Source organism: Microbacterium sp. HM-570, assembly GCF_054165885.1.
In genome coordinates this window covers 2,083,054-2,106,652 of record NZ_CM135111.1, presented here as the reverse complement: position 1 = coordinate 2,106,652, position 23,599 = coordinate 2,083,054, and the positions used below count along the sequence as shown (strand labels likewise).

Here is a 23,599-nt window from a genome sequence, read left to right as displayed (position 1 = left end):
CTTGGATGCTACCCCGGCAGCACATCCGGCTCGTCCAGGCCGTCATCCGGACCGCCGTCGAGGCCGCCGCCCCAGCCGTCGCCCAAACCGTCGCGGCTGACCCATCCGGCATCCCCCGTGCCGCCGCGCACGACGCCATCCCAATCGGGAGTGGTTTCGAGGGTGAGCGCCTGGTCGACCGTCGATCGGACGAGCGCCGACAGGTACCCACCGGGATTGTCGATCCCGATGCCGCGCAACAACGAGGTGGATTGCTGCACGACGGCGCGCGAGAACTCCGTGGCCGTCGCGATCGCCTCGGCATACGCGGGACGATCCGCCTCCGCGACGACGATCGGCTCGCAACCCAACTCGACCGCGAGGGCCTGCGCGATCGGCAGCACGGCCGCGGGTGCCGTGACGGCGGCGTAGCCCGCCTGTAGCTGACGCAGGTCGATGCTCGTGCCCGTGAAGGTGATTGCGGGGTGGACCGCGAGCGGGATGACTCCCTGCTCGACGGCCGGACGGAGGATGTCCGTGCCGAACCGCGCGTCCGTGTGCAGCACGAGTTGGCCCGGCTGCCAGGCCGATACCGCTGCCAGACCCGCGACCAGTTCGGCGAGCTGATCGCTCGGCACCGCGAGGACGACGAGCTCGCTGCGCCGCGCGATCTCGGGCGGATCCAGGTGCGGAACACCCGGCACGATGGCTTCGACCCGGTCCGGGTCGGACCCAGGCGTGATACCCGTCAGCGCGTGCCCGGCCCCGCCGAGCGCGGCACCGATGATCGGGCCGACGCGTCCGGCGCCGATAATCCCGACGCCGAGCCGCCCCGCGCGGTTCACGTCGCCTCCGGCGCCTGGCTGGACGCCGCCTCCGGCGCCTGGTTCACCATCGACTGCGGCTCACCTGTCGACTGCGCATCAGCTGTCGGCTCCGGTGGGTGGTCCGGCGTCTCTGCGACGACCGTTTCCGCCCACCGGTGGCTGCGATCCGCGGTGGAGGCGGCGGATGCTCGAGCCGTGACGTCCGCGAAGGCCGCCAGTGCATCGTCCCGATCGAGGGCGGCGACGGAGCCGTAGACGGGACCGGCGACCGTGTGCGGGCGCAGCGACGCGACGCGCAGCGAGCGATCGAGCGGACCCTGCTGCAGTCCCAAGCTCTGCATGCGGGCCAACGGGAAGATCGCGAGCGAACGCCAGATTTGCCCGCGCCGGAGCAGCAGCGCGTGCGGCGAAACGAGGAATCCGTTACGTCGCCACGACACCGGACGAAGGAACCATGCGCGCCGTGGCGTCTGCGAGAACGGGTCACCCTCACGCGGTCCGAGGATGCCGTCGTCGAAGAGCTGCGACCACTCCGCATCACGGGTCCCCGGCAACACCAGACGCAAGACGCGCTCGGCATCGGCACGGGTGCCGACGGGCAGGACCGTCGTGAACTGGTCGGTCGAGGTGTCGACCGAACTCCGCCCCGTCAGGCGGTTGATCTTGATCAGCCACCACCCGAAGGGGCGCCAGAAGATCGACTGCCGCACCTCGATCGCGTGCACGCGTCCCGGCGGGATGATCTCCGTCACCGTCGTGAAAAGTCCGAACGTGACGCGCAAACCGTGCCGCGTGGGTGCGATCGAGTACCGCAGCGACTTCACGATCTGCGACACCCAGTACGCACCGAAACCGAGGAGCGCGGGCACGATGCCCAGCAGCACCCACGGCGATCCCCAGATCCCGCCGGCGATCGCGACGCCCGTCATCACGAGCAGGGCCACCGTGCTGCCCCCGAGCACCTGCGAGGCGATCAGTCGCCCGGTCGGGATGTGGACGACGCTCTCGGGCTCGCTCGCCGGCCCCTCGGCCCCGGCGATGAGTCCCGTGATTCCCTGGCTGACCGCGCTCGAGACGCCGCGAACGCGGCTTCCGGATGCGGCGGCCCCGGCCGCCTCGGCGAGCTGACGACCCGATGCCAGGCGCAGGATGTCGGCGCGCACGCGCTCGGCGTTGCTCGTCGAGAGGTAGTCGAGCTTGACGTTCGCGTCCGTGCCCGCACCGACGACCTCGAGCTTGGCGAGTCCGACCAGACGCGCGACGAGAGGCCGCGTGAGGTTGACGCCCTGAACCCGGTCGAGGGGTGCGCGGCGTTGCGAGCGAAACAGGATGCCCTGCTTGACCTCGACGTCGTCCTCCGTGATGCGGAAGGTGTGAAACCGCCACGACAGGTAGAAGCCGCCGACGACCAACACGAGCGCACCCAGAACGGCGAGACTCGCCAGAAGCAGGAGCCCGTTGTCGAGCACCCAGTCGACGGGATCACCCGAATTCCACTCACCTCCGTCGGGAAGCTCGGGCAACAGCGAAGGCAGGAAGATCGCGACGAGCCTGTCGCGCAGGTTGGCGATCACGATGCCGATCACCACGACGAGGAAGAGGCCACCCCGGAAGATCGGGGACAGCGGATGCATCCGGTGCCACTCGCCGTCGCTCAGTTCGCTGCGCGCCTCGAACGGCTCACCGGGCACGGGCACATCCGTCACGGCCGCGTCTGTCATGGGCGCAGACACCTCAGGCGTCCCGCCGGGCGCGGCGGGTTCGCTCACAGCCCCGTCCGTCGCGACTCGGCGACCTCGACCAGCAGGTCACGCAGGTGCTCGGCGGTCTTCTGCTCGAGGCCGGGGATCGTCACCCCCGTCGCGGCGGCGGCCGTGACGAACTTGAGTTGCGCGATACCGAACCCGCGATCGAGGGGGCCGTGGGTGATGTCGATCAGCTGCATCCGTCCATACGGCACGGCGACCAGGCGCTGCCACAGGATGCCGCGGCGGAACACCAGGTCGTCTTGCCGCAAGCGATACCCGATCGAGCGTGCCTGGCGGGGGACGATGGCAGTGGTCCAGATCGAGATCACCAAGATGATGCCGCCCGGGATGTAGGCCCAGGTCTGGTTCAGGAACAGCGTCAGAAACAGCATGGCCGCAGCGACGAGGACGATCAGCACGCCGCCAGAGATGAGCTGTACCCAGACGTACTTCGGCGAGATCTGGTGCCATTCGCCGCCGTCCAACTCGAGCCGGCTGGGCGAGCGCGGCTCGACGAGCGCGGTGAAGGTGCCGGAGTTTAGCGAGTCGGAGTCGAGCGCATCTGTATCGCCCTCAGCCACCGGGCTTTCATCGACGCGGATCTCATTAACGGGCGCCGCAGCAAGCGTGCTCTGGGGGGCCAAGGGACCGGCGTCCTCACCAGGGGTGGGTGTCGCCTCCGGCGGCGGGCTCTGGGGGTTCGTCATCGTCGTCCTTCCGGATGATGCACATGTTCTCGGCGACGAGTGCCGCGGCGACGAGGATCACCCCCGCGACGGCGGTGGCAACGACCGCCGTGATCGAGCCTAACGGCGGCGGCACCGGGCGCGTCAGCAGGTAGAGGGCGAGACCGGCGCCGGCTCCGCCGATCGCCGCGCCCACGATGCTCGACGCCTTGGCCAGAATCGCGATCCGCAAAGCGCGGAAGGGATTGACCGGGGGGCCGGATGCGGGCTGCGATCCGGCCGCGACCGCGCCATCGCCGCGCGGGCCCCGGATCGCCCGGCGGATGGGCAACGCCAGCACCACGACGATCGCGCCGAGCAGCAGAAGCATGATCGGCAACGAGATGAACGGGGTGAAAGTCGGACGCCCCGAGACCGTCAGCAGGTGATCGAACAGGAATCCGACGAGCGCGCCGAGCACGGCGGCCGACACCAGGACGAGCGGACTGGTGCGCTTCACGCGCGGTCCCCACCCGAAGCATCCGGATGCGTGTCCGCCGCCTGCGCGCGGAGCCGCTCAACGAGATCGCGCACCGCACCGTAACCCACCAGCACGGCATCGGGATCCGCCTCGAGCCACGGCTCGAGCACGAAGTCCCGCTCGACAGCGCGCGGGTGCGGCAGCGTCAGATTCGGGTCGGCCGACTGCACGTCGCCATAGGCGATCAGGTCGAGGTCGAGAGTGCGGTCGCCCCATTTCTCGTGGCGCTCGCGTCCATGCTCGGCCTCGATGCGGTGCAGCAGCGCCAGGAGGACACTCGGTGCCAGCCGGGTCGAGACGAGAGCGACGGCGTTCAGGTAGGTGGGCGCCGAGGCATCCGGACCATCCGGGCGGAGGGCAACCGTCTCGCGCGTCGGCGACACCCGCACGTGATCGACAAGAGGCAGGCGGGCGATCTCACGCACCGCATCCTCGAGCGTGGTCCCGCGGTCGCCGAGGTTGCTGCCGAGCGCGACGACGGCCACGGTCGTCTCGTTCTCGGGCCGCGCGTCGCGAGGCGGGAGTTCTTCGGCCAGACGGCGGCTCATGAGGTGCTCCGGGGGAAGTCGATCGCGGCTCGTTCGATGCTGACGGAGACGTCCGAGAACTCGGCCTCGATGGGCGCGCTCGGCTTGTGGACGGTCACGCGGACGGACGCTAGCCGCCCATCGGCGAGCACCGCGACCGCGATCCGCTCGGCGAGCGTCTCGATCAGGTTGACCGGCTCGCCCGCGACGATCGCGACGATGGCGTCGGCGACCTCGCCGTAGTGGACGGTGTCGCGTACGTCGTCCGTGCGTGCCGCCTCGGCGGTGCGGAGCTTCAGGACCACATCGATCACGAAGTGCTGACCCCGCTCGCGCTCGAAGTCGAATACCCCATGTCGCCCGAACACCCGCAGACCGGTCAGCGTGATTTCGTCTAGGCCGTCCACGGCGCCCCCTCTCGCCATGCCGCAGCGATCGCGAGGGCATCGCGGGTCGCTGCGACGTTGTGCACGCGCACGCCCCACGCGCCGGCGCGCTCGGCCAGCACGCTGGTCACGGCGGTCGCCGCGTCGCGGCGCTCGATCGAAGGTTCTGCCGCGTCGCGGCGCTCGATCGAAGGTTCTGCCGCGTCGCGGCGCTCGGTCGAGGGTTCGTCATTGGATGCCCCACCCAGCGCCGCGGACAGGAACCGCTTGCGCGACGTGCCGACCAGAACGCGAGGCCCGAGCGCGACGAGGCGGTCAAGGCCCGCGAGCATCGCCCAACTCTGCTCGGGCGTCTTCCCGAAGCCGATACCCGGGTCAAGCACCACGCGCGAAGGCGCAATCCCCGCCTGCGCCGCGTCGCTCAGTCGCTCGGCGAGTTCGGCCGTGACGTCGCGCGCAACATCCGTGTAGGCCGCGTGTGCGTACATGTCGGACGAGGGCCCGCGCCAGTGACCGAGCACGAAGTCTGCGGATGTCTCGGCCACCGCCGCGAGCATTTCGGGATCGGCGAGCCCACCGGAAACATCGTTCACGATCCGGGCGCCCGCCTCGACCGCAGCAACGGCCGTCTCGGCGTTCATCGTGTCGATGCTGACCACGATGCCGCGCCCCGCCAGGGCGGTGACGACCGGCAGAATCCGCCGGATCTCTTCGGCGACGGGCACGCGTTCCGCGCCGGGCCGGGTGGACTCGCCTCCGACGTCGATCACGCCCGCACCGTCGGCGACGAGCTCGAGCGCGTGCGCGATGGCGACCTCGGGGTCGAGGTACTGTCCGCCGTCGCTGAACGAGTCGGGCGTCGCGTTGAGGATGCCCATGATCAGGGTGCCCTCTTTGTCCGCGCCGCTCACGAGCGGACGCCGCCGATCAAGGCGATCAGTTCGGCGCGCGCTGCGGGCTCGGCGAGTTCGCCCCGCGCGGCAACCGTGACGGTCGAGGCATCCGGTTGCCGACCGCCGCGCATGGTGACGCATCCGTGACGCGCATCGAGCACAACGAGAACACCGCGCGCGTCGAGCTCGTTCTGAATCGTGTCGGCGATCTGCTCGCCCAGCCGCTCCTGCACCTGCGGGCGTGCCGCGAGGATGTCGACGACCCGGGGCAGGGCGCCGAGGCCCACGACCGTGTCGCCCGGCAGATAGGCGACGTGCGCCACACCCCGGAAGAGCAGCAGGTGGTGCTCGCACACCGAGCGGAAGGCGATGTCGCGCAGCAATACCGCGCCCGAGGCAACCGTCTCGGGTTCCGGTCCGCGCGCAACCGAGATCGGGTTGCCGAGCGCCTCGGCAGGATCCTGATCCAGCCCTGAGAAGAACTCGGTGTAGGCCTCTGCGACGCGTTGCGGCGTCCGCTTCAGCCCCGGACGATCGGGGTCCTCGCCGATGGCGACCAGCAGTTCACGAACGAGCGCCTCGACGCGCCCGGAGTCGACAGCCATGGGCTACGCCGTAGCCGGGCGTGCCTGACCCGAGGGACGACGATGCGGCTGCTTCTCCGCGACAACCGCCTCGGCCGGCACATCGGCGGCGAGACCCTCGGGAAGCGTCTGCTTCGGAACCTCGACCGGAGGTAGGGCCGACACGGGCCGCTTCTCGCTCGAGAGCCACTGCGGACGTGGGGGTAGGCGACGCACCTCGGTGAAGATCTCGGCCAATTGCAAGTGGTCGAGTGTCTCCTTCTCGAGCAGTTCGAGCGCGAGCTTGTCGAGCACGTCGCGGTTGTCGCTGATGACCTGGTACGCCTCGTTGTGCGCCTGCTCGATGAGGGCGCGCACCTCGGCGTCGACGCGTTCGGCGATCGACTCGGAGTACTCGCGGCCGTGGCCCATGTCGCGGCCCATGAAGACCTCACCGCTCGCGGCGCCGAGCTTGACCGGCCCGAGCTGCATCGTCATGCCGTACTCGGTGACCATCTTGCGGGCGATGTTGGTCGCCTTCTCGATGTCGTTCGACGCACCCGTGGTCGGGTCGTGGAACACGATCTCTTCGGCCACGCGGCCGCCCATCGCATACGTCAGCTGGTCCTGGAGTTCGTTGCGGGTGACCGAGTACTTGTCGTCGAGCGGCAGCACCATCGTGTAGCCGAGGGCCTTGCCGCGCGGCAGGATCGTGACCTTCGTCACGGGGTCGGTGTGGTTCATCGCCGCGGCGGCGAGCGCGTGACCGCCCTCGTGGTACGCCGTGATGAGCCGTTCCTTGTCTTTCATGACGCGTGTGCGGCGCTGCGGTCCGGCGATGACGCGGTCGATCGCCTCGTCGAGCGCGCGGTTGTCGATCAGCTGCGCGTTCGAGCGGGCGGTCAACAGCGCCGCCTCGTTCAGCACGTTCGCGAGATCGGCACCCGTGAAGCCCGGGGTCTTGCGAGCGACGACCTCGAGGTCGACACCGTCGGCGAGCGGCTTGCCGCGGCCGTGCACCTCGAGAATCCGCTGGCGTCCCTTCAGATCCGGTGCGTCTACGCCGATCTGACGGTCGAAGCGGCCGGGACGCAGCAGGGCCGGGTCCAGGATGTCGGGGCGGTTGGTCGCCGCGATCACGATGACGTTGACCTTGGGGTCGAAGCCGTCCATCTCGACGAGCATCTGGTTGAGCGTCTGCTCGCGCTCGTCGTGTCCGCCGCCCATGCCGGCTCCGCGGTGACGCCCGACGGCGTCGATCTCGTCGATGAAGATGATGGCCGGCGAGTTCTCCTTGGCCTGGTTGAACAGGTCGCGCACGCGACTCGCGCCGACGCCGACGAACATCTCGACGAAGTCCGAACCCGAGATCGAGTAGAACGGCACACCGGCCTCCCCCGCAACGGCGCGGGCGAGCAGGGTCTTTCCGGTGCCGGGAGGGCCGTACAGCAGCACGCCCTTCGGAATGCGGGCACCGACCGCCTGGAACTTGGTCGGGTCCTTCAGGAAGTCCTTGATCTCCTGCATCTCTTCGATCGCCTCGTCAGCGCCCGCGACATCCGCGAACGTGACCGTCGGCGACTCTTTCGAGACCAGCTTGGCCTTGGACTTGCCGAACTGCATGACCTTGCTGCCTCCGCCCTGCGCCGACGAGAGCAGGAACCAGAACAGCAGACCCAGCAGTAGCAGCGGGATCATGAGAGAGAGGAAGCCGTCGAACCAGGATGCCTGGGGCACGACGTCGTTGAAGCCGTCGGACGGGTCCGCGGCGTTGATCGCGTTGACGACCTCTTCCGCGCGAGCTGTCACGTAGTAGAACTGGACGTCCGTCGAGCCCTCGTAGGCCTCGGACAGGGTCATGTCGACGCGCTGGTCGCCGTCGGTCGTGACGACCTCGGTGACGGTGCCTCCGCCGAGAAGCTCGAGTCCCTGTTGCGTCGAGATCTGCTTGGCTCCGCCGAGACTCGAGATCAGCGTGAAGCCCACGATGAGGAAGACCCCGATCAACAGCACATAGATCAGGGGATTGCGGGAGATCTTCTTGAAGTCCATGGTGGCGGGGCGAGCCCGAAGCCTTTCGTCGACGTGCCGCACCAGGGCGGTTCAGCCAGGGTATCGCTCCCCCGCTTTGCACCGGCTGTGCATTCGCCCACGGCGTACAGCCGTACCCCAGCCGACCGTGTCCCACTTTCTGCCTGTTTGGCGACCCCTTACCGGTCAGAAGTGGGACACACACCGGTAGGAGTGGGACACACAGCGATCAGGAGTAGACGTGGGGCGCCAACACCGCGACATCCCGCAGGTTGCGGTATTTCTCGTTGTAGTCGAGGCCGTAGCCGACGACAAAGTCGCTCGGGATGTCGAACCCGACGTAGCGCACGTCCACCGGTACCTTGACCGACTTCGGCTTGCGGAGGAGCGCGAGCACCTCGACCGACGCAGCACCGCGGACGCGGAAGTTGTCGAGCAACCAGCTCAACGTCAGACCCGAGTCGATGATGTCCTCGACGATCAGTACGTGCTTGTCGTGCAGGTCGGTGTCGAGGTCCTTCCGGATCTGCACGACACCGCTCGACTTGGTGCCGGCCCCATAAGAGGAGACGGCCATCCAGTCCATCGGCACCAGCATCGGCAGCGCACGGGCAAAATCGGCCATGACCATGACCGCGCCCTTCAGCACACCCACGAGCACCAGGTCTTTGCCCTCGTAATCTTTGGCGACCTGTGCGGCCAACTCCTGCAGCTTGGCGAGGATCTGCTCCTCGGTCACGAGGACATCGGTCAGATCATCGGCAATATCGGCGGCGCGCATGGGCTCGAGTCTAGGCTCCGGGTCTGGGTGGCCCGAAGCATCCGTCGTTCACGAGCGGGCGGTGAAGACCAATCGGATGCCTCGGCGCTCGGCCGCACACCCCGGCAGGTCGATAGGCGCCTGGCCGTGCCAATTGGTGACGAGCCGAGCGACCTCGAGGGTCTGGGCGCGGGTCAGGCTCACGCCGAATTCACTCTGCACGACGTGGCGGATCACGCGATTGCGAAGCGCGGCCGGGTTCGCCGCAAGCGCCGGGACCGAGACAGATATGCCCGCCTCGGCATGCTCCACGATGTCTTCGATCGTCTCGTCGATCATGTCGCGGAACGCCTCGGTGTCCTCGCGCAACTGTTCGGCTGTGCGCGCGAGGGCCTCGGCGACGCCGGGCCCGAGTTCGTCCTCCAACAGCGGCAGCACCCGGTTACGGACGCGCACACGGGCGAACCGGGGGTCGACGTTGTGCGGGTCATCCCACGGCGCCCTCCCCTCGGCCGCGCAGGCCGCACGGGTTGCTTCGCGACGCACCGCGAGCAGGGGGCGCATCCACAGCACACCGGATGCCTCGTCCGCCCGCACGGGCGCCATGCCCATGAGACTCGAGCCACCCGAACCACGCGCCAGGCCGAGCAGCACGGTTTCGGCCTGGTCGTCGAGCGTGTGGCCGAGCAACACCGCGCCCGCGCCGATGCGCTGGGCCTCGGCACGTAGCGCGTCATAGCGTGCGTCCCGGGCTGCTGCCTCGGGCCCACCCTCCGCCGCGACCTCGACCGCGATGACCGTCGCGGTGAGGCCGAGGGACCGTGCGGCCCCCGCTGCCACCGCGGCCTGTGCGGCCGAGGCATCCTGCAGCCCGTGATCGATCACGACGGCGGAGGCCTCGATGCCGAGCCGAGGGGCTTCGAATGCGACCGCCGCGGTCAGGGCGAGCGAGTCGGCACCGCCCGAGAGCGCCACGAGCACGCGGCGTTCCGCGGCGCCGGGTTCAGCCTGCAGGGGCGCCAGGGCCGCACGAACCGCGGACCGCACGGCCGCAACGGCGGGGTCGAGGCGTCCGCGGTGGGCGCTGTGTTCGGCAGTCTCGGGCACGCCCCCACCGTACCCGGGGCCGGTTCATACTGGCTCGCCGTAAATCTGAAAGGAAGAACGGCCCGTGCACGCCCAGAATCCAGCCGATCGGGACCCGCAGCCCTCGAGATTCCTTTCAGATTTACGCCGTGCGCCGGTTGACTAGGCTGGAACGCGGCGAGCAGCAGGTCCGCCACTCACTTTTTCGCACCATCTATATCGAGGAGCCACGCATGGGCGCGTACGACGCCGTCATCGAGATCCCCCGCGGCAGCCGCGTCAAGTACGAGGTCGACCACGGCACCGGCCGCGTATTCCTCGACCGTGTGCTGTTCACGCCCATGGGTTACCCCGCCGACTACGGGTTCTTCGAGAACACCCTCGGCGAAGACGGCGACCCGCTCGACGTGCTCGTGCTGCTCGACGTCACGCTCTTCCCGGGTGTCATGGTCACCGTGCGCCCGGTCGGCGTGCTGAAGATGAGCGACGAGGCCGGCGGCGACGACAAGCTCGTCGCCGTACTGGCGAAGGATCCGCGCTGGGCCCACATCCAGGACGTCGACGACATCCCCGAGTTCACGAAGAAGGAGATCGCGCACTTCTTCGAGCACTACAAGGACCTCGAGCCGAACAAGTGGGTCAAGGTCGACGCGTGGGGCGATGTCACCCAGGCCGAGCGCCTCGTTGCCGAGTCCATCGTGCGTTTCGAAGAGCACGAGGGTCGCACCAAGACGCAGGGTGAGGGCGAAGCGCCCAAGTCCGTCTGATCCGGTCCCGAGCCCGTCGGCGCGTCAGTCGTCGTCGCGGGCGGGCTCGAGCAACGGATGCTCGCGGCTCTGGCGCGCGTCCTCCTGAACGGGGATCGCCGCGGTGAACTCGGATGCCCGGGCTTCACCGTCGGCATTGCCCGAGAAGAGTCCCGCGCGGTCGCGTGCCTCGGCGGGCTCTGCTGTCTTCATGGCTGACGAGCCCTGCTGACCGGGATCGCCGATCAGCACGCGCTGCAGCGGCAGGGACGCAGCATCCTCATCGCGGACCCACTCTACGAGCGATTCGCGCACAACGCAGCGCAGATCCCAGAGCGCGGCCGAGTCCGCCGCGCTCACCAGCACACGCACGCGCACCATGCCACCCGTTGCGTCGGTCACCTGCAGGACTTGCGTGCGGCCATCCCAGAGCGATGACTCGGCCAACACCGCCTCGAGGCGGGCGCGCATCGCATCCGTCGAAACGCGCCAATCGACGTCCAACTCGACCGCTCCCACGATCTCGCTGCCGTACTTAGTCCAGTTCTCGAACGCGGTCGAGGTGAAGTAGTTGCAGGGGAGTACAACCGTGCGTTGATCCCAGGTCATCACGACGACGTACGTAAGCGTGATCTCGTGGATGCGGCCCCACTGCCCGTCCACCACCACCACGTCGTCGACGCGGATCGCTTCTGAGAACGCTAGCTGCACACCCGCGAACACGTTCGCGAGCACGGACTGGGCGGCGAGACCGGCGACGATCGAGGCGATACCGGCCGATGCCAGGACGCTCGCTCCGACGGCGCGCACCCCGTCGAAGGTCAGCAGGCTGGCCCCGATCGCGATGATCACGACGATGACGACGACGAGTCGACGGACGATCTGGAGCTGCGTATGCAGGCGGCGTGCGACGCGGTTGTCGGGTACGTCGAGCCGATACCGGCTGAGGCTGAGGTCGGCGATGAACAGCAGCAATTGGCAGACGAGCCATGCGCCTGACGAGATCAGCGCGATCAGCAGTGCACGATAAACGACCTCGCGCCATCCGGCTCCCGGAAAGCTGATCGCCACGGCGATCCGCACCCCGACGATGAGCAGGGTGACGCGGAAGGGCCACCGCGCGCGCGTGATGAGCGTGATCGCCCACTGCCGGTGGCGGGACGTCGTCCGGACGATGACGGACGCGACCGCCGAAATGATGAGGACAGCGATGAGCGCGCCGACGAGGGCGAGAGAAAAGGTCAGAAGCGTTGACCAGGGTTCGGGCACGGGATCTCCCATCGGGACTCTCCCAGGCTAGGCACGACCCCCCGACTCGACGCAAACCCAGAGCGGTCTCGTCAGGCTTTGCCCAGCTAGATCGAAATGCCCCGGGCGCGCATGAACACCTCGGGGTTGGTTCGAACGCCGTCGATCCCGACCTCGAAGTGCAGGTGGCACCCGTACGACAGGCCCGACATGCCCTCACGGCCGATGAGCTGCCCGGCGCTGACGTTCGCGCCGTAGCCGACCATGAATTCGCCGTTCTGGATGTGCGAGTACCGCGTCACGACGCCGCCGCCGCCACCGCCGCCTCCGCCACCGTGCGCAGCGGCTGCCGCAGCGGCTTCTGCGGCCAGGCGACGCGCCTCTTCCTCCGCGCGGCGACGAGCCTCTTCTTCGGCCTTGCGCTTGGCTTCGACGCCCGCCTGATACCCAGCGATCGTCTGCGCGGTCTGGTCCTTCAGGGCAGCGAGCGGCGCCTCGAGCACGACGAGGTGCTCGGATTGCGCATCCTGGGCGGCATCCGCTGCCGCCTGGGATTCGACCATCTTCTGCTCGGCGACCTGCTTCAGGCGGTCACGCTCATCGCGGGCGACGGATGCCTGGTCGCTCAGCGACTGCGCCGAGTTCGGGGCCGTGACGGCGCTGGCGAAGGTGTCTTTGTTGCGCTCGAGCACCTGGTCCATGCGGCCCAGGCGGCCGAGCAGATCGTCTGCTCCGGACGCGGACCCAGCGAAGAACAGTTCGAGCGAGGTGTCGTCGCCGCCGCTGCGGTAGAGCTGCGAGGCGACCTTGCCCGCACGCTGCGATGCTGCGGTCGCCGCTGCACCTTGGGCGTCGGCCTGCGCCTGCAGATCGTCGGCGATCATGACCGAGTTGAGGTATTCCTCTTCGGCCTCGAAGTATTCCATCGAGGCCTGCTCGGCGGCGGCCTGTGTGGCTGCGACGTTGGACTGGAGCTGATTGATGAGGCCCTCGACGCGAGTGACCTCGCTGGCCTTGGATGCCTCGTTCCCCTTCGCACGCTGGACGTCGTCCCACGAGGGGTAGGTCGCGGCGAACGCGGCGGGAAGCATCGGGCCGCCGAGCGCACCGGCGGCGACCAGACCGAGCGCGCCGGCGCCCAGCAGCCAGCGACGGGACACGGAGCGTTTCGCGATCGCGGCATTCGCCCGCATTTCGGCGGGCGTCGGGGCACATCCGCAGTCCGGTTCCGGCTCGGAAGCGTCGCGCACAAGGCATCGCCGTGCACAGCTGACACGTCGCCTCGCGATCGTTCCGCCAGTAACATAAATCACGCTAACAACATCTTTAACATTGGCAACATGCGATGCGTTGTCACTGCAAGTATTCGCCCAGTTCGGGGCGATTCCCAGCCCATACCGGTCGCAACTCATGTAGACGTAGACCCTTAGCATCCCTCGTCGTCGCGATCGGCACCGGTTGACGCGCCCGCGATTGGCGGTTTGGTCGGGGAATGCGTATGCTTGAGCGTCGGTAAGCGTGAGCCCCTGGGGTTCATTCGGCCCCATCGTTTAGCGGCCTAGGACGCCGCCCTTTCACGGCGGTAGCACGGGTTCGAATCCCGTTGGGGTCACTCCACAACTAAATAGCATGGCCCTGTAGCGCAGTTGGTTAGCGTGCCGCCCTGTCACGGCGGAGGTCGCGGGTTCAAGTCCCGTCAGGGTCGCTCTAAGCGACGGGCCCTTTCTTTTGAGAGGGCCTTTCGTCTAGATCGCGACAGTTTCGCTTTTCGAAGCGGATGCCGCGAGGCTCTGTAGCTCAGTTGGTAGAGCGCACGACTGAAAATCGTGAGGTCACGGGATCGACGCCCGTCGGAGCCACAAGGATGATCATTACGTCATCCCAGAAACCCTCGCGGAGCTTCTATCCGCGGGGGTTTTGCTTTGCCCTGGTCAGTGACGGTTTTTGTAGCGAGCGCATGAGGCTGCGCTGCCCGGTCGTCCGGCGAGCGCAGCGACGCGAACGGGTCGATGGCATGCCGGCTTTACGAGCTCGCAGGGCAGTTGGGCCGGGAATGGGCCGGGAGCTACTCAGAACTGATGTTCGGCCGACCCGGGCTTGTATTACAGTCCATGCTGACCCGACCAATCGGTTGGCGTTGAGGAGGCATCTGTGCAGATTTCAGACGGGCCAGCGAGCTTCGACGTGGAAGAAGCTGAAGTCCGCCGACTCATCAGGGTACAAGCGCTCAAGCAGCCCGGCGTGCCTGCGGAAGAAGGTCTTTGGCAGTGGCCGGACGTCCGGGAGAATGATCGGGCGGCGGTCCGGGAATACTGGGACGCCTTGCAGCAGGACAACACGCCTGCCTACGAGATTACCTTCTGGGGTCCGCGTGCAGTCCTTGAGCCGCTTTCCACGACCATTGGTGAAGCTCCTGATGAAGTCGACGGAGTGGGATGGCTGCGCGTCTTGCTCGAGCTAGTGGAGCAGCAGGGCCTGCAGTGGAGGGAGCACATTGATCCCGAGTCGGGTTACCCGTTCCGAGAGCACGACGACGGCATGCCTCCAGTGCCGCTGTCAAAACTACGCGCCGCGAAGCCAGAACAGATGCTCGGCCACAGCCCATTCGGTGATCGATCCAACCTCACTCTTGCGTTCAGAGGCAGCGACGACGTGGCGATTCTGCTGGAGGTCGTCGCGGAGCGAGTGCCGGGGTTTGCCGATGTGCAGATCAGACTGATCGCGAACGGCACGGAGTACGAATGGAAGCTTGCCAACGGGAAGGTTGCGCTTTCGTACGCCCGGGGGCTAGGCGCCGATGCATGAGCGAAGCAGCCGCGGTGAGCCTCGACGCCGAGCTGGTAAGCGGTCTCAAGGGGTGCATGGGGCAGCCCACGCAGATCCGGAGCGAGCCTCGATCGCTCACATGATGGAGCAGCGCCTGTGAAAAGCAGATTGGGCGATGCCGTCTTGAGGATTCAGCCAAGTCGCCTCGCGACGAACTTCTACCTGGATGAGAGCGATCTCGAGGAGGCGTTCGACACTGAGGAAGCATTCGACACTATTGCTGAGCAACGTCGAGACTCTTTAGTCGCGCATCTCCAGTCTGTCGAAGGTGGCGAGCTTGTCGTGGTGGGCGAAGCTGCCGGCTGGCGGGGCGCGAGACAGTCAGGAGTGGCATTCACCTCACCGGCGTCAGTCGGACTCGTAGGTACCACGGAGCCGAGCGCGAACGCCGTGCGCGGGCTCCTTACTTTGACCGGACGCCTGAGCGGCACGCTGCTGTGGAATGCGTATCCACTTCATCCCCACGAGCTAGACAAGCCACGGACCAATCGCGAACCTACCCAAATCGAGCTCGATGCTGGGGTAAGTGCACTCCGCCTGGCGATTGCTGGGCGGCGGGTCCTTTGCGTGGGCCGGAAGGCTGAACGTCAGGTCGCGCGGATCCTTGGTCACACGATCCCTACAGTCGAGGACGCAGCCATCGGTAGCAGAGCAATTCGCGTCAGGCATCCAAGCAAAGGCGGTGCTATTCAGTTTCGCGACCAAGGCGCCGAGGCCCTGCGGATCTGGAGGATGCACTAGCGGCTAAAGGACCACACCTCGTGCGGTTGACACTCGCCGAAAGCACGTCTGAGTCGCAGAGGTTCGCAAGTCTCAGGTTTGTCCGCGGAACGGCACGCAAAGGCAACCGAGCCGCTCACCGCCCGCCCGTTCAGGAATCCCGAGATGCGACCAGGGGCTCAGCTGAATCCGCCCTGCGTCTCTACATTGAGCGCGTCAATTACCTCAGAAACCAGGTTCAGCGTCAGGAGATCGATCGGACGGGCGCCGGCCAGGTGGGAGTTGTGGCCGCGGAGCCAAGCATCGGCCGCCTCAGGCCGGTAGAGACGATGGAGGAGCGCCGCGACCTCGCTCGGAATCTGCACCCGCGCGAACGAGGGTTCGCCTCCGAGCCACCGATCGATAACGTCCATCGCGACGGGGCGGAAATCGAAGGCATCGACGCCGACGTGGAACTGGTTTCCGTCTGGTCCATGATCCCGACTATGCGTGTGACCGTGCAACAGCGGGATGCCCTCATCGGTCGGGCGATGCTTGCTGTGCCGATCGATTTCCTGAGAGTCACCCCGGTACGGATAGTGCGATGCCATGACCCGGTGGTCTCGGCGTGTGCCCTCGATGATCTCAGGCAGGATCACCCAGCCCGCAGCCTCGTAGATCGGCGCGAATCTCTCGATCGCTTTCCGCGACTGCGTGGCCGACGAGACTCGATCGTGGTTTCCCGGCACCAGAAGCCGTAGCCCGTTGAGCTGAGCGGTCAACGCCACGCTGGCATCGATCGGCCCGAGCGCGACGTCGCCGAGGTGAAGGACGACCGCATCAGGAGGAACGGCAGCGTTCCACCGGTCAATGAGCGCGGCATCCATCTCATCGACAGTCGAAAAGGGCCGGCCGGCGAGTTCACTGATGCGAGAGTGGCCGAAGTGGTGGTCGCTCGTGACGAAGTCGACCGCGTCGAAGTCGAACCATCCACGTTCAGCGGGCATCCAATCCACTCCCTTCGATCTCAGGCGTTCCAGTGTGCGCTCTGCGGAGTCGCGCCGTCGGCGAAGCGTCGGATGAGCTTTCGACCTTTGCCCAAGCTTGCCTCCAGTCCGGAGTGATCCACGACGTACAGCGTGAACACCTCCCGTCCGAGATTGCGATCGAACCGCGCTTCGGTGGCCGCTTCGACAAGGTTCCAGCTCCGCACCTGAACGGACGTGCGTCCCGCGCGACCGAACGTGTATGCCGCCTCCAAATCGGAGAACCAGAACCACTGCTCCTCGAGGCGAACACCAAAGCCATTCGCGCGCTCTACGGTCGGCGTGCTCTTAGGCCGGTCGAGCCGTTTGACGCTGACGACCTCGTCATATTCGACGCGCATCACGACTCCTTCCTGAAGACGCTCAGCTCCCAGCCAGGTGACTGTTGATCTTCGGTGAGGGAATCACGGACCACGGACAGTGGCGGCGGCACAAGCCAATCCGACCAACGCTCCGTCTCCCCCTGATCACCGGTAGCGAAGCGATCGGGCCGCTTCCAGGCACCCCAAGCGAGCTCGAGAACGTGATGCTCTACGACGAGCGCAGCCCACCGATTTGCGACCTCGATGGAATCAACCAGGTGCCCGCGCCTGCCAGCCAAGCGGTGGACGCGCGTGCTGCCGATCCGGGTAAGACCCACCTTGAACGTCGCCTCGGCGGCGAAGTGAATGAGGTAGACCAGGTGCGGCTCCCACCACCCACGCTCCACATTCAAGAAGTTGCCCGGAGCAGCCAACTCGCGCCGCGCGAAGGCCAGCCAGGAGTCCCGCATCAGCTTCAGTTCGTCCAGCGATTGACCGCGCGTGAATACCTCGAACACGAACGTCACGGTCTCGGCGGGGAGGTCGACGTCCGCGCGACGATCGGCACGCAACCAGGCCCTGCCCTGAGGGGTCTTCGGTATGGGGCGCCACCAGTCCACGTTCGCGAGAGCATGCGTCGGGAGGGGGCAGCCGATGACCTTCTCAACCTCGGCGAACGACATGACGGCGCATTGATCCGGACTCACGCCGCTCAAGTAGTCGCTCAGCGGCGAGTACCTCTGCTCCTGACGCGTCAGCGCTCCTGAAGTGTCGGTCATGACATTCCCTTCTTGTGTGAGGCGCGGATTCGCCCACTGCATATAGGCCGCCGATCACAGCGTTCGCGGACATGGAAGCGTGAGATTCATTCCCAGAGCGCAGCGCGCAGTTCGTCGATCTGATCGACAGAACGGGAGAAGTAGTGAGCCTCTGGACCGTCAGCGAACGTGTCGCGATGGTCCAGCAGCGCCGCGCGGTAGTCATCAACGGCGTTAGCGAGGATGGCGAACAGCTCAGGATTCTCGAGCAGCGCCACAAGACGCTCGTTGCCGTTCATCGCTCAGGCTCCTCGAAGAGCGAGTCGATCGCGTTGGCGGCGCGCTGCGCGACGTCGGAGCGGGCGTGGCTATACCGCTCAGTCATCTGCATGCTCGAGTGCCCGAGGATCGCCTGAACGTCGTTCGCGGAGGCGCCGGCATCGAAGAGCAACGTGGCGAGCGTGTGGCGCAGATCATGGATTCGCAGATCGGTTCGGTGCAGCTCCTTGCGCAGAGCACCCCAATCGATTGCACGCCGCACGTTGGACGCGTTCAGTCGTCCACCTCGAGGTCCGGTGAAGACGAGGTCGCTGCGACCCTTGCCGAGGACAGAGGCCGCGAGATAGGGAACGAGCGCCGCAGGAATCGGCACTGCCCGCTCCTTGTGGCTCTTCGGCGTCACCTCGAGCGTCTTGCCGTCGTTGCCAATGGTGAAGGAGCGCCGCACATGAATCGTTCGTTGGCCGAGATCGATGTCTTCCACGCGCAGCGCTGTGGCCTCGTTCGCGCGCATCCCTGTATAGACAAGACCGGCGATGTAGCGACGGTGCGGCTCGCTCGCAATGGCCGCCAGCAGCAGCGGCACTTCCGAGGCCGTGAGCGCGCGTGAACGCAGACTCTTCGGAGCATCGTTGCGCGGCCGACGGGCAAGCCGAGCTTGGTTCAGAGGAACGATGCGCGCCCGCACGGCGCCGTCGAGAAGTCGGCTGAGCACAGAGAGCGCATCGATCCGCGTCGAGCTACTTCCCGACCATTCCGCCATCGCCGCTTCGATCTCACCGGCGGTCAGCTTCTCGAGCTTGACGTGACCCAGCCATGGCTTCACCCTCAGCCGCCATGCCCGCTCGTAGGCGCGGGAAGTAGACGGGCGGATGCTGTCGGCGATGACAGCCCAGTAGCGCGCGTGCCACCCGATCAAAGTCAGGCTGCCATCTGGGAAGCGCTGCGCCTGAGTCTCGACTCGGAGCTTCTTTGCCTCCGAGAGCGTTGCGACGTAGAAGCTGCGCTCCCGCCACTCGCCGTTCATCCCCACCGCCCACACGCGCACTTGGTACTTCTTGCGGTCTTCGCGGTATCGGATGCCGGCGGGTAGCGCGCGACGAGTCTTCGGATCGATCCGCCCGCCAGCGGCTTCACCCTCACCCACGCGTACCACCCGCCTCGAGGAAGTCGTCAACCGTCGACGAACGCCACAGCATGTGCTTGCCCATGTGCGCATCCGGGAACGGAAACCTGTTCTGCCGACGCAGAGAGTCGAACGTCGACAGCGGTACACGGCATCGAGCGGCGGCCTCTCTACGCGTCAGGTATCCCGTGGCATCTACCTCGGGCGTCGCCCCGGATTCGGCGACGATGGTGGCTCCTATGGTCATGGCGTTCTCCTTTCGTGGGTTTGGTATCGGGCACGTGCTCTGTCGTTGCGCCACTCGCGCGCGGCGTTTGCTGCTTCGGTCGCGAGAACTTTGTCGCCGTCCGTGAGCCACCCCATCCCGGCGTAGGACCATGAGCCGATGACCAGCACTTCATCCGGAGTGACGTCTTCCGTCGGCCTGACTTTGTCGAGCAGTGCGCTGAGACGCCACGCGCGTCGAGCACCCCTGAGTGCACCCAGAGTTACGGAGTAGCGACGCGACTTGGTCGAGAAGTGACCGCGGAATCCGAGCATCCCGTCCCACTTGTGCAGCTGCGCGTATGGCCCTTGTGCGTCAACAAACTTTGCGAGATGCCGCACGGTTTGCTTGACGCGCTGGATATGAGCGCGACCACCGCTCGCTGAGTCGAGATCCTCGGTAGCTTTCGTGGCGTACTTGGCGATGTACGCAGCGACGGCACGATCGGAGAGAGAACCGTCAAGTCCGTCGTGGCGAACGATCACGCGGGCATCGAATTGCTTGCCCCACCGGAGTTCTCGCGAACTGTCATCGCCAGGAGCCGGCGCGGCAACGACGTTAGTCTTCTTCACCGCGGCGCCGATCGCCTCGATGAGGTGAGCTGTCGTGACGGATGCCGGAGCCGGCGGAAACGGATCGACCGGGTCGACACCGTCGAGTCGAATGATGGCGTGGAAGTGCACCACTCCCCTGCGCTGAAACTCCGCAACCTTCGCGAACTGGACTCGCACAACTCGCGACGCGGCCCGCTGAGTGACGCCGAGGGTACGCGCCAGCTCGCGACGTAGACGGATGGTGAACCGGCGCCAGAGCTCGGGCGCGTGGTACTGCCAGACCACCTGTCCGACGTAGTCGTAGCAGTCAGGGCAGACGGCGTCGCCGCGTTGCGGATCATCCTCGGCATGGGTGCAGCGACAACCCCGCGTCATCCCGTGCTCACACGTTCTGTCACGACGATCAGTGGCGGTCGTGTGAACCGCGCCGAAGGATGGCGCTGTCAGCGTCAAGAACACCATCGGGTGGGTCGCGACCGCTTCAGGCACCTCCTTCATCCCGCCCGCGGCGCCGGCCATGATCATGTGCCACGTGTCGCCCTTGTACTCGTGACTGCACGACGCGCAGCGGATTGCGCGGCGATTGCCGCAGCGGGTGAACGTGATTCCATCCGGCTCTCGCGACGAGGCGTAGTCGGCGAGAATCTCGCCCGTCGGCTCGTGCAGCGTCGTGGACGAACCGACAAGCCGCACGGGGTTGTGGCAGTAGCCGGTGGCCGCTGCGTTGCCCATCCAACGGTCGTAGTCGGGGCTTCGCAGACGACGAGCGACAGATTCAGCGAGAGGCATCCGTCACCACCACCGGAACCGCGCAGCCGTTGTCATACGTGATGGCAGAGAAATAGTCGTCGTACCAGACGATCCGACAGATCTCGTCGCTCTCCCCCAGGACGCGGCGCAGCTCTTGCCATTTGAGGATCTCGGCATCCGAGCATGTGTCGTTCGCGATCATCGGGCCGTAGAGCTCGAGTTCGTCAGTGTCTACTGTCGGGGCCGTGAACTCTGCCCGTTTGACCTTCGCGCTGCTGTCCCAGTACTCGCCGAGGTTGCACGGAGCTGTGCGGAACGCTGGCTGCGGGTAGCCGACGGGTGCCGCTGAAGCGACCGATTCGCTCGGTGAGTGGGCACCACACCCGGACAGGGAGGCGGCGAGGACGATCGCGGCGGCGGCCGTGACGAGAGTTGCGGACCGGTTCATGATGCTTCCTTTCGTGGGGCGCGACGTGGTTGCCGCGGTGCGCGGGCCGGACGTTCCGGAGCCTCGGGCGTTTCGGGAATGACGACAGGGATCTGCCGCGGTGCGGGAAAGCGGGCGGACGCGTCACGGATCATGTCGTCAGTGATCAACCCAGCGCGCACCCGCTCGGGAGGCGTGCCGCCATCAGGGAGCACGTAGGCGACGCCGGGAGAGTCGGGTGAGATCTTGTGACAGAGAGCACCGGCTGCGACCGCCCCATCGCCGAGAACCATGGCTGTCTCCAACCCGTCGCGGAGACGAAGGCCGACGGTCTGCGTGAACAGGCCTCGCGCAGGCAGCGTCTCTTTGCGTGGGTCCTGAAGGCAGGCGAAGACGATGAAGCCGACAGCGCGTCCCTGAGAGGCGAGCGTCGCGATCGCGGAGTTCGCGCGGCGCATCAGCTCTCGGTCGGTCTCATACGCCGTGAGGGCGGCGAGCTCATCGATCAGGATGACAACCGTTGGACTACCAGGTGCGGCCACATGCTGCCGAGTGCGCCCGGCGAGCTCACGCGCTCGAGCTTGCATGGCCTCGACGGCTTCCTCGAGCAGAATGACGGAGCGCTGCGCGTCGGCGGCGAAGCGGGTCAGCAGGGCCTGACCCATAGCCAGTTCCATCCCGCCCTTGCGGTCGATCCCCCAGATCTCGACGATGCCGGCATGAATAGGCTGCGCGAGCCCCAGCAGAAGCCCCCACACAAGGGATGCTTTACCACTGCCCGATGCGCCAGCAACAAGGGTGTGTGGTCCGAGCCGCAGCCGCCATGCAGCGCCCGTGTTGTCGCGACCCATCACGACGGTCCGCCCGTCCCACGTTTCGCCGTAAGCGAGGCTGAAAGGCTGCGCCAGAGCATCCGCATAATCGAGCCGGAGCATCAGCTCACCGATGCGGGAGCCCTGAACGATCGCCTCGCGCGCGCCGAAAGCCTGCGCTAGAAGCCCGGTATGCAGTTGAAGGTGCTCGCGCCCGAGCCCCTGAGGAAGGGAGACCTGCACCACACAGGTCCACCCCTCCCACCTCGGATAGCCGACGCTCGCGAAGACCGCACCACCCGACATGCTGCGAGCAGAGAGCCCGAGACGCATCGCAATGTCCGGCCACGAAGCGACGATGTTCCGCGACACATCACGCCGCCATCTGTCGGCGTCGACGCGGGGCATCCGCTTGTAGGTGACCACCACCCAGACGACCAGGAGGCCCGCCACGATGGCGAGTGCCCAACTGAACAACGCTTGAACGGCTGGGATGAAGGCCAACCACCACATGCCCCAGAGGACAACGAGCACCCACCAGCCGCGTCGCCAGAGGAGACCGAACTCGTCTCCCCACGTGCGCAGGCCGCGCGGCGTGGTGGTAGCCATCACTCGCCGCCGCGCTGCTTCGGGGCGGGCTTCATCTCGCTGGCGCGAAGCGAGTAGGCCACACGCGGCCGGCCGTTGTTCTCCTTCACGTAGGGCGTGACCGTCAGCCCCTCGAAGATCGCCGGGCGGAACGGCAGGCCGTTCATCTCGGGCGGAAGCTGCGGCTCCACGATGCTGATGAGCTTGACGGTGACCTCGCCCTGCCCCTTCCGCGCCTCGGGATCGGCGTCGATCACTCGAACCTGCCAGAGCGGGTGACCGCTGTTGCGATCCGCGTCCTGACCGCCGAGTGTGCCGTCGTCGTTCCACTTCATGACTCGCTCGACCTCACCGACGACGAACGCGCCGCGCGGGAAGAACGCTTCAAAGTTGACCGGAATTGCTGACTGCAGTGCCATTTCTGGCTCCTCTCAATTGGAACTGTTAGCAGCAGTCTGCATCACTTTCGTTACGGTTGTCAACATTTGTTTATTGCCTAAGCAGACGTTGCCGAATTGCTCAAGCCGGAATGATGCCAACGGCCGCTGTAATCTCGGGTGAGAGGAGGCTGCCGTGGACGAGAACCTGGAGCTGTCATGGGGAACAGTCCCGACGGTGATCATCGACCTCGCGAGAGTCCTCGCAAAACGCGCCTCTGAGAACGCGCGCCGGGTCGAGCGCATGAAGTGGCCCGACGGTCCGGGAGACGTGCAGGAGGAGCTCCGGCTGGCAATCGGAGCCGCCCACAAGACCACGAAGGCCTCGAATGACGTCCGCGCGCTGCTATCGGCCTACGCGCACAAGTTTCACAATCCGCGCCCAGTGATCTCAGACCTTGCTCGAGCGCAGGAAACAAGCTCGCAAGGCTTCATCCGGCGCTACTCCGAGGGGACGGTGGATGCTGTCGCGTCGCTCCTGTCACCGAAGCCAGACATCGAGCCCATAATGCTCGCGTTCCCATCTGTCTCGATTGCCGATCTCGTAGACCTCGGTGGGACGGTCGGCGCCGAGGCGAAGCGTCTGCTCGACTCCGGCGAATGGGACGCAAAGGCTCGACGCATCCGCGACACCAAGGCCCGCAGTCGCGAGGACCTGTGAGAACTTTCCTTACTCGTTCAAGGCCGGCCTCCGGCCGGCTGGATGCGCGCAGCACTGCGGTGCGTCCGG

Annotated in this window: 27 protein-coding genes and 3 tRNA genes; 7 read left to right on the top strand and 23 right to left on the bottom strand. The window is 66.6% G+C overall.

Annotation, left to right across the window (positions count from 1 at the left end; translation table 11 throughout):
- Positions 1-8: 8 nt before the first annotated feature.
- The 11 genes from ACT9TC_RS09970 to tilS form a co-directional block, all read right to left on the bottom strand.
- A complete protein-coding gene (locus tag ACT9TC_RS09970; RefSeq protein WP_458040368.1) occupies positions 9-824 on the bottom strand; it encodes a DUF2520 domain-containing protein in 816 nt (271 codons plus the stop codon).
- Complete coding sequence (locus ACT9TC_RS09965) at positions 821-2,527, bottom strand: PH domain-containing protein (RefSeq protein ID WP_458040367.1); 1,707 nt, start codon at positions 2,525-2,527, stop codon at positions 821-823. Before ACT9TC_RS09965 ends, ACT9TC_RS09970 begins: the two co-directional genes overlap by 4 nt.
- Positions 2,528-2,571: 44 nt before the next feature.
- Positions 2,572-3,135, bottom strand: coding sequence for a PH domain-containing protein (locus tag ACT9TC_RS09960; RefSeq protein ID WP_458040366.1), 564 nt, complete (start codon positions 3,133-3,135; stop codon positions 2,572-2,574).
- 76 nt (positions 3,136-3,211) lie between these two features.
- Entirely contained in the window at positions 3,212-3,739 is a 528-nt protein-coding gene (locus ACT9TC_RS09955; RefSeq protein ID WP_458040365.1) for a DUF3180 domain-containing protein, read from the bottom strand.
- Positions 3,736-4,308: a 2-amino-4-hydroxy-6-hydroxymethyldihydropteridine diphosphokinase gene (folK, locus tag ACT9TC_RS09950; RefSeq protein WP_458040364.1), complete on the bottom strand. Its 573-nt coding sequence runs from the start codon at positions 4,306-4,308 to the stop codon at positions 3,736-3,738. The genes ACT9TC_RS09955 and folK overlap by 4 nt, the downstream gene beginning before the upstream one ends.
- Complete coding sequence (gene folB, locus ACT9TC_RS09945; protein ID WP_458040363.1) at positions 4,305-4,694, bottom strand: dihydroneopterin aldolase; 390 nt, start codon at positions 4,692-4,694, stop codon at positions 4,305-4,307. The genes folK and folB overlap by 4 nt, the downstream gene beginning before the upstream one ends.
- Positions 4,682-5,551: a dihydropteroate synthase gene (folP, locus tag ACT9TC_RS09940; RefSeq protein WP_458042911.1), complete on the bottom strand. Its 870-nt coding sequence runs from the start codon at positions 5,549-5,551 to the stop codon at positions 4,682-4,684. Before folP ends, folB begins: the two co-directional genes overlap by 13 nt.
- 29 nt (positions 5,552-5,580) lie before the next feature.
- Positions 5,581-6,171, bottom strand: coding sequence for a GTP cyclohydrolase I (gene folE / locus ACT9TC_RS09935; protein WP_458040362.1), 591 nt, complete (start codon positions 6,169-6,171; stop codon positions 5,581-5,583).
- A 3-nt stretch (positions 6,172-6,174) separates the two neighbouring features.
- Positions 6,175-8,181 (bottom strand): ATP-dependent zinc metalloprotease FtsH, encoded by a 2,007-nt coding sequence (gene ftsH, locus ACT9TC_RS09930; protein ID WP_458040361.1) that lies wholly within the window; start codon positions 8,179-8,181, stop codon positions 6,175-6,177.
- Positions 8,182-8,389: 208 nt separating this feature from the next.
- On the bottom strand, positions 8,390-8,941 hold the full coding sequence (gene hpt / locus ACT9TC_RS09925) for a hypoxanthine phosphoribosyltransferase (protein WP_458040360.1): 552 nt from the start codon (positions 8,939-8,941) through the stop codon (positions 8,390-8,392).
- A 48-nt stretch (positions 8,942-8,989) separates the two neighbouring features.
- On the bottom strand, positions 8,990-10,027 hold the full coding sequence (gene tilS / locus ACT9TC_RS09920) for a tRNA lysidine(34) synthetase TilS (protein ID WP_458040359.1): 1,038 nt from the start codon (positions 10,025-10,027) through the stop codon (positions 8,990-8,992).
- A gap of 212 nt (positions 10,028-10,239) precedes the next feature.
- Here tilS and ppa point away from each other — a divergent pair, with 212 nt between their 5' ends.
- The gene (ppa, locus tag ACT9TC_RS09915; protein ID WP_458040358.1) at positions 10,240-10,773 is read left to right on the top strand and encodes an inorganic diphosphatase; all 534 of its coding nucleotides are present in this window, start codon (positions 10,240-10,242) and stop codon (positions 10,771-10,773) included.
- A 24-nt stretch (positions 10,774-10,797) separates the two neighbouring features.
- Here ppa and ACT9TC_RS09910 read toward each other — a convergent pair whose 3' ends face one another.
- Together ACT9TC_RS09910 and ACT9TC_RS09905 are read right to left on the bottom strand one after the other, a co-directional pair.
- Positions 10,798-12,033, bottom strand: a complete 1,236-nt coding sequence (locus tag ACT9TC_RS09910) for a mechanosensitive ion channel family protein (protein ID WP_458040357.1) — start codon at positions 12,031-12,033, stop codon at positions 10,798-10,800.
- Positions 12,034-12,107: 74 nt separating this feature from the next.
- Entirely contained in the window at positions 12,108-13,160 is a 1,053-nt protein-coding gene (locus ACT9TC_RS09905; protein WP_458040356.1) for a M23 family metallopeptidase, read from the bottom strand.
- A 379-nt stretch (positions 13,161-13,539) separates the two neighbouring features.
- Here ACT9TC_RS09905 and ACT9TC_RS09900 point away from each other — a divergent pair.
- From ACT9TC_RS09900 to ACT9TC_RS09880, 5 genes are all read left to right on the top strand, one after another.
- Positions 13,540-13,612: transfer RNA gene (locus ACT9TC_RS09900), tRNA-Glu, on the top strand.
- A gap of 19 nt (positions 13,613-13,631) precedes the next feature.
- A tRNA-Asp gene (locus ACT9TC_RS09895) sits at positions 13,632-13,705 on the top strand.
- Between the two features lie 81 nt (positions 13,706-13,786).
- A tRNA-Phe gene (locus ACT9TC_RS09890) sits at positions 13,787-13,859 on the top strand.
- Between the two features lie 292 nt (positions 13,860-14,151).
- Positions 14,152-14,805: a hypothetical protein gene (locus tag ACT9TC_RS09885; RefSeq protein WP_458040355.1), complete on the top strand. Its 654-nt coding sequence runs from the start codon at positions 14,152-14,154 to the stop codon at positions 14,803-14,805.
- Between the two features lie 117 nt (positions 14,806-14,922).
- Positions 14,923-15,567: a uracil-DNA glycosylase gene (locus ACT9TC_RS09880; RefSeq protein WP_458040354.1), complete on the top strand. Its 645-nt coding sequence runs from the start codon at positions 14,923-14,925 to the stop codon at positions 15,565-15,567.
- Positions 15,568-15,725: 158 nt separating this feature from the next.
- Here the strand turns inward: ACT9TC_RS09880 and ACT9TC_RS09875 are convergent, their stop codons facing one another.
- The 10 genes from ACT9TC_RS09875 to ACT9TC_RS09830 form a co-directional block, all read right to left on the bottom strand.
- Positions 15,726-16,532, bottom strand: a complete 807-nt coding sequence (locus ACT9TC_RS09875; protein ID WP_458040353.1) for a hypothetical protein — start codon at positions 16,530-16,532, stop codon at positions 15,726-15,728.
- Positions 16,533-16,552: 20 nt separating this feature from the next.
- Complete coding sequence (locus ACT9TC_RS09870) at positions 16,553-16,912, bottom strand: hypothetical protein (protein ID WP_458040352.1); 360 nt, start codon at positions 16,910-16,912, stop codon at positions 16,553-16,555.
- The gene (locus ACT9TC_RS09865; RefSeq protein ID WP_458040351.1) at positions 16,912-17,652 is read right to left on the bottom strand and encodes a hypothetical protein; all 741 of its coding nucleotides are present in this window, start codon (positions 17,650-17,652) and stop codon (positions 16,912-16,914) included. Before ACT9TC_RS09865 ends, ACT9TC_RS09870 begins: the two co-directional genes overlap by 1 nt.
- 86 nt (positions 17,653-17,738) lie before the next feature.
- Positions 17,739-17,930, bottom strand: a complete 192-nt coding sequence (locus tag ACT9TC_RS09860) for a hypothetical protein (protein WP_458040350.1) — start codon at positions 17,928-17,930, stop codon at positions 17,739-17,741.
- Positions 17,927-19,057, bottom strand: a complete 1,131-nt coding sequence (locus ACT9TC_RS09855) for a tyrosine-type recombinase/integrase (protein WP_458040349.1) — start codon at positions 19,055-19,057, stop codon at positions 17,927-17,929. The genes ACT9TC_RS09860 and ACT9TC_RS09855 overlap by 4 nt, the downstream gene beginning before the upstream one ends.
- Positions 19,050-19,283 carry a helix-turn-helix transcriptional regulator gene (locus tag ACT9TC_RS09850; RefSeq protein ID WP_458040348.1) on the bottom strand — a complete coding sequence of 78 codons (234 nt, stop codon included), beginning with the start codon at positions 19,281-19,283 and terminating at the stop codon, positions 19,050-19,052. The genes ACT9TC_RS09855 and ACT9TC_RS09850 overlap by 8 nt, the downstream gene beginning before the upstream one ends.
- Positions 19,280-20,644 carry a replication initiator gene (locus ACT9TC_RS09845; RefSeq protein ID WP_458040347.1) on the bottom strand — a complete coding sequence of 455 codons (1,365 nt, stop codon included), beginning with the start codon at positions 20,642-20,644 and terminating at the stop codon, positions 19,280-19,282. The genes ACT9TC_RS09850 and ACT9TC_RS09845 overlap by 4 nt, the downstream gene beginning before the upstream one ends.
- The gene (locus tag ACT9TC_RS09840; protein ID WP_458040346.1) at positions 20,631-21,053 is read right to left on the bottom strand and encodes a hypothetical protein; all 423 of its coding nucleotides are present in this window, start codon (positions 21,051-21,053) and stop codon (positions 20,631-20,633) included. The genes ACT9TC_RS09845 and ACT9TC_RS09840 overlap by 14 nt, the downstream gene beginning before the upstream one ends.
- Positions 21,050-22,453: an FtsK/SpoIIIE domain-containing protein gene (locus ACT9TC_RS09835; RefSeq protein ID WP_458040345.1), complete on the bottom strand. Its 1,404-nt coding sequence runs from the start codon at positions 22,451-22,453 to the stop codon at positions 21,050-21,052. Before ACT9TC_RS09835 ends, ACT9TC_RS09840 begins: the two co-directional genes overlap by 4 nt.
- The gene (locus ACT9TC_RS09830) at positions 22,453-22,851 is read right to left on the bottom strand and encodes a plasmid replication, integration and excision activator (protein WP_261606236.1); all 399 of its coding nucleotides are present in this window, start codon (positions 22,849-22,851) and stop codon (positions 22,453-22,455) included. The genes ACT9TC_RS09835 and ACT9TC_RS09830 overlap by 1 nt, the downstream gene beginning before the upstream one ends.
- A 154-nt stretch (positions 22,852-23,005) precedes the next feature.
- On the opposite strand from ACT9TC_RS09830, the gene ACT9TC_RS09825 reads away from it, so the two are divergent.
- Complete coding sequence (locus ACT9TC_RS09825; protein ID WP_458040344.1) at positions 23,006-23,530, top strand: hypothetical protein; 525 nt, start codon at positions 23,006-23,008, stop codon at positions 23,528-23,530.
- Positions 23,531-23,599 lie beyond the last annotated feature (69 nt).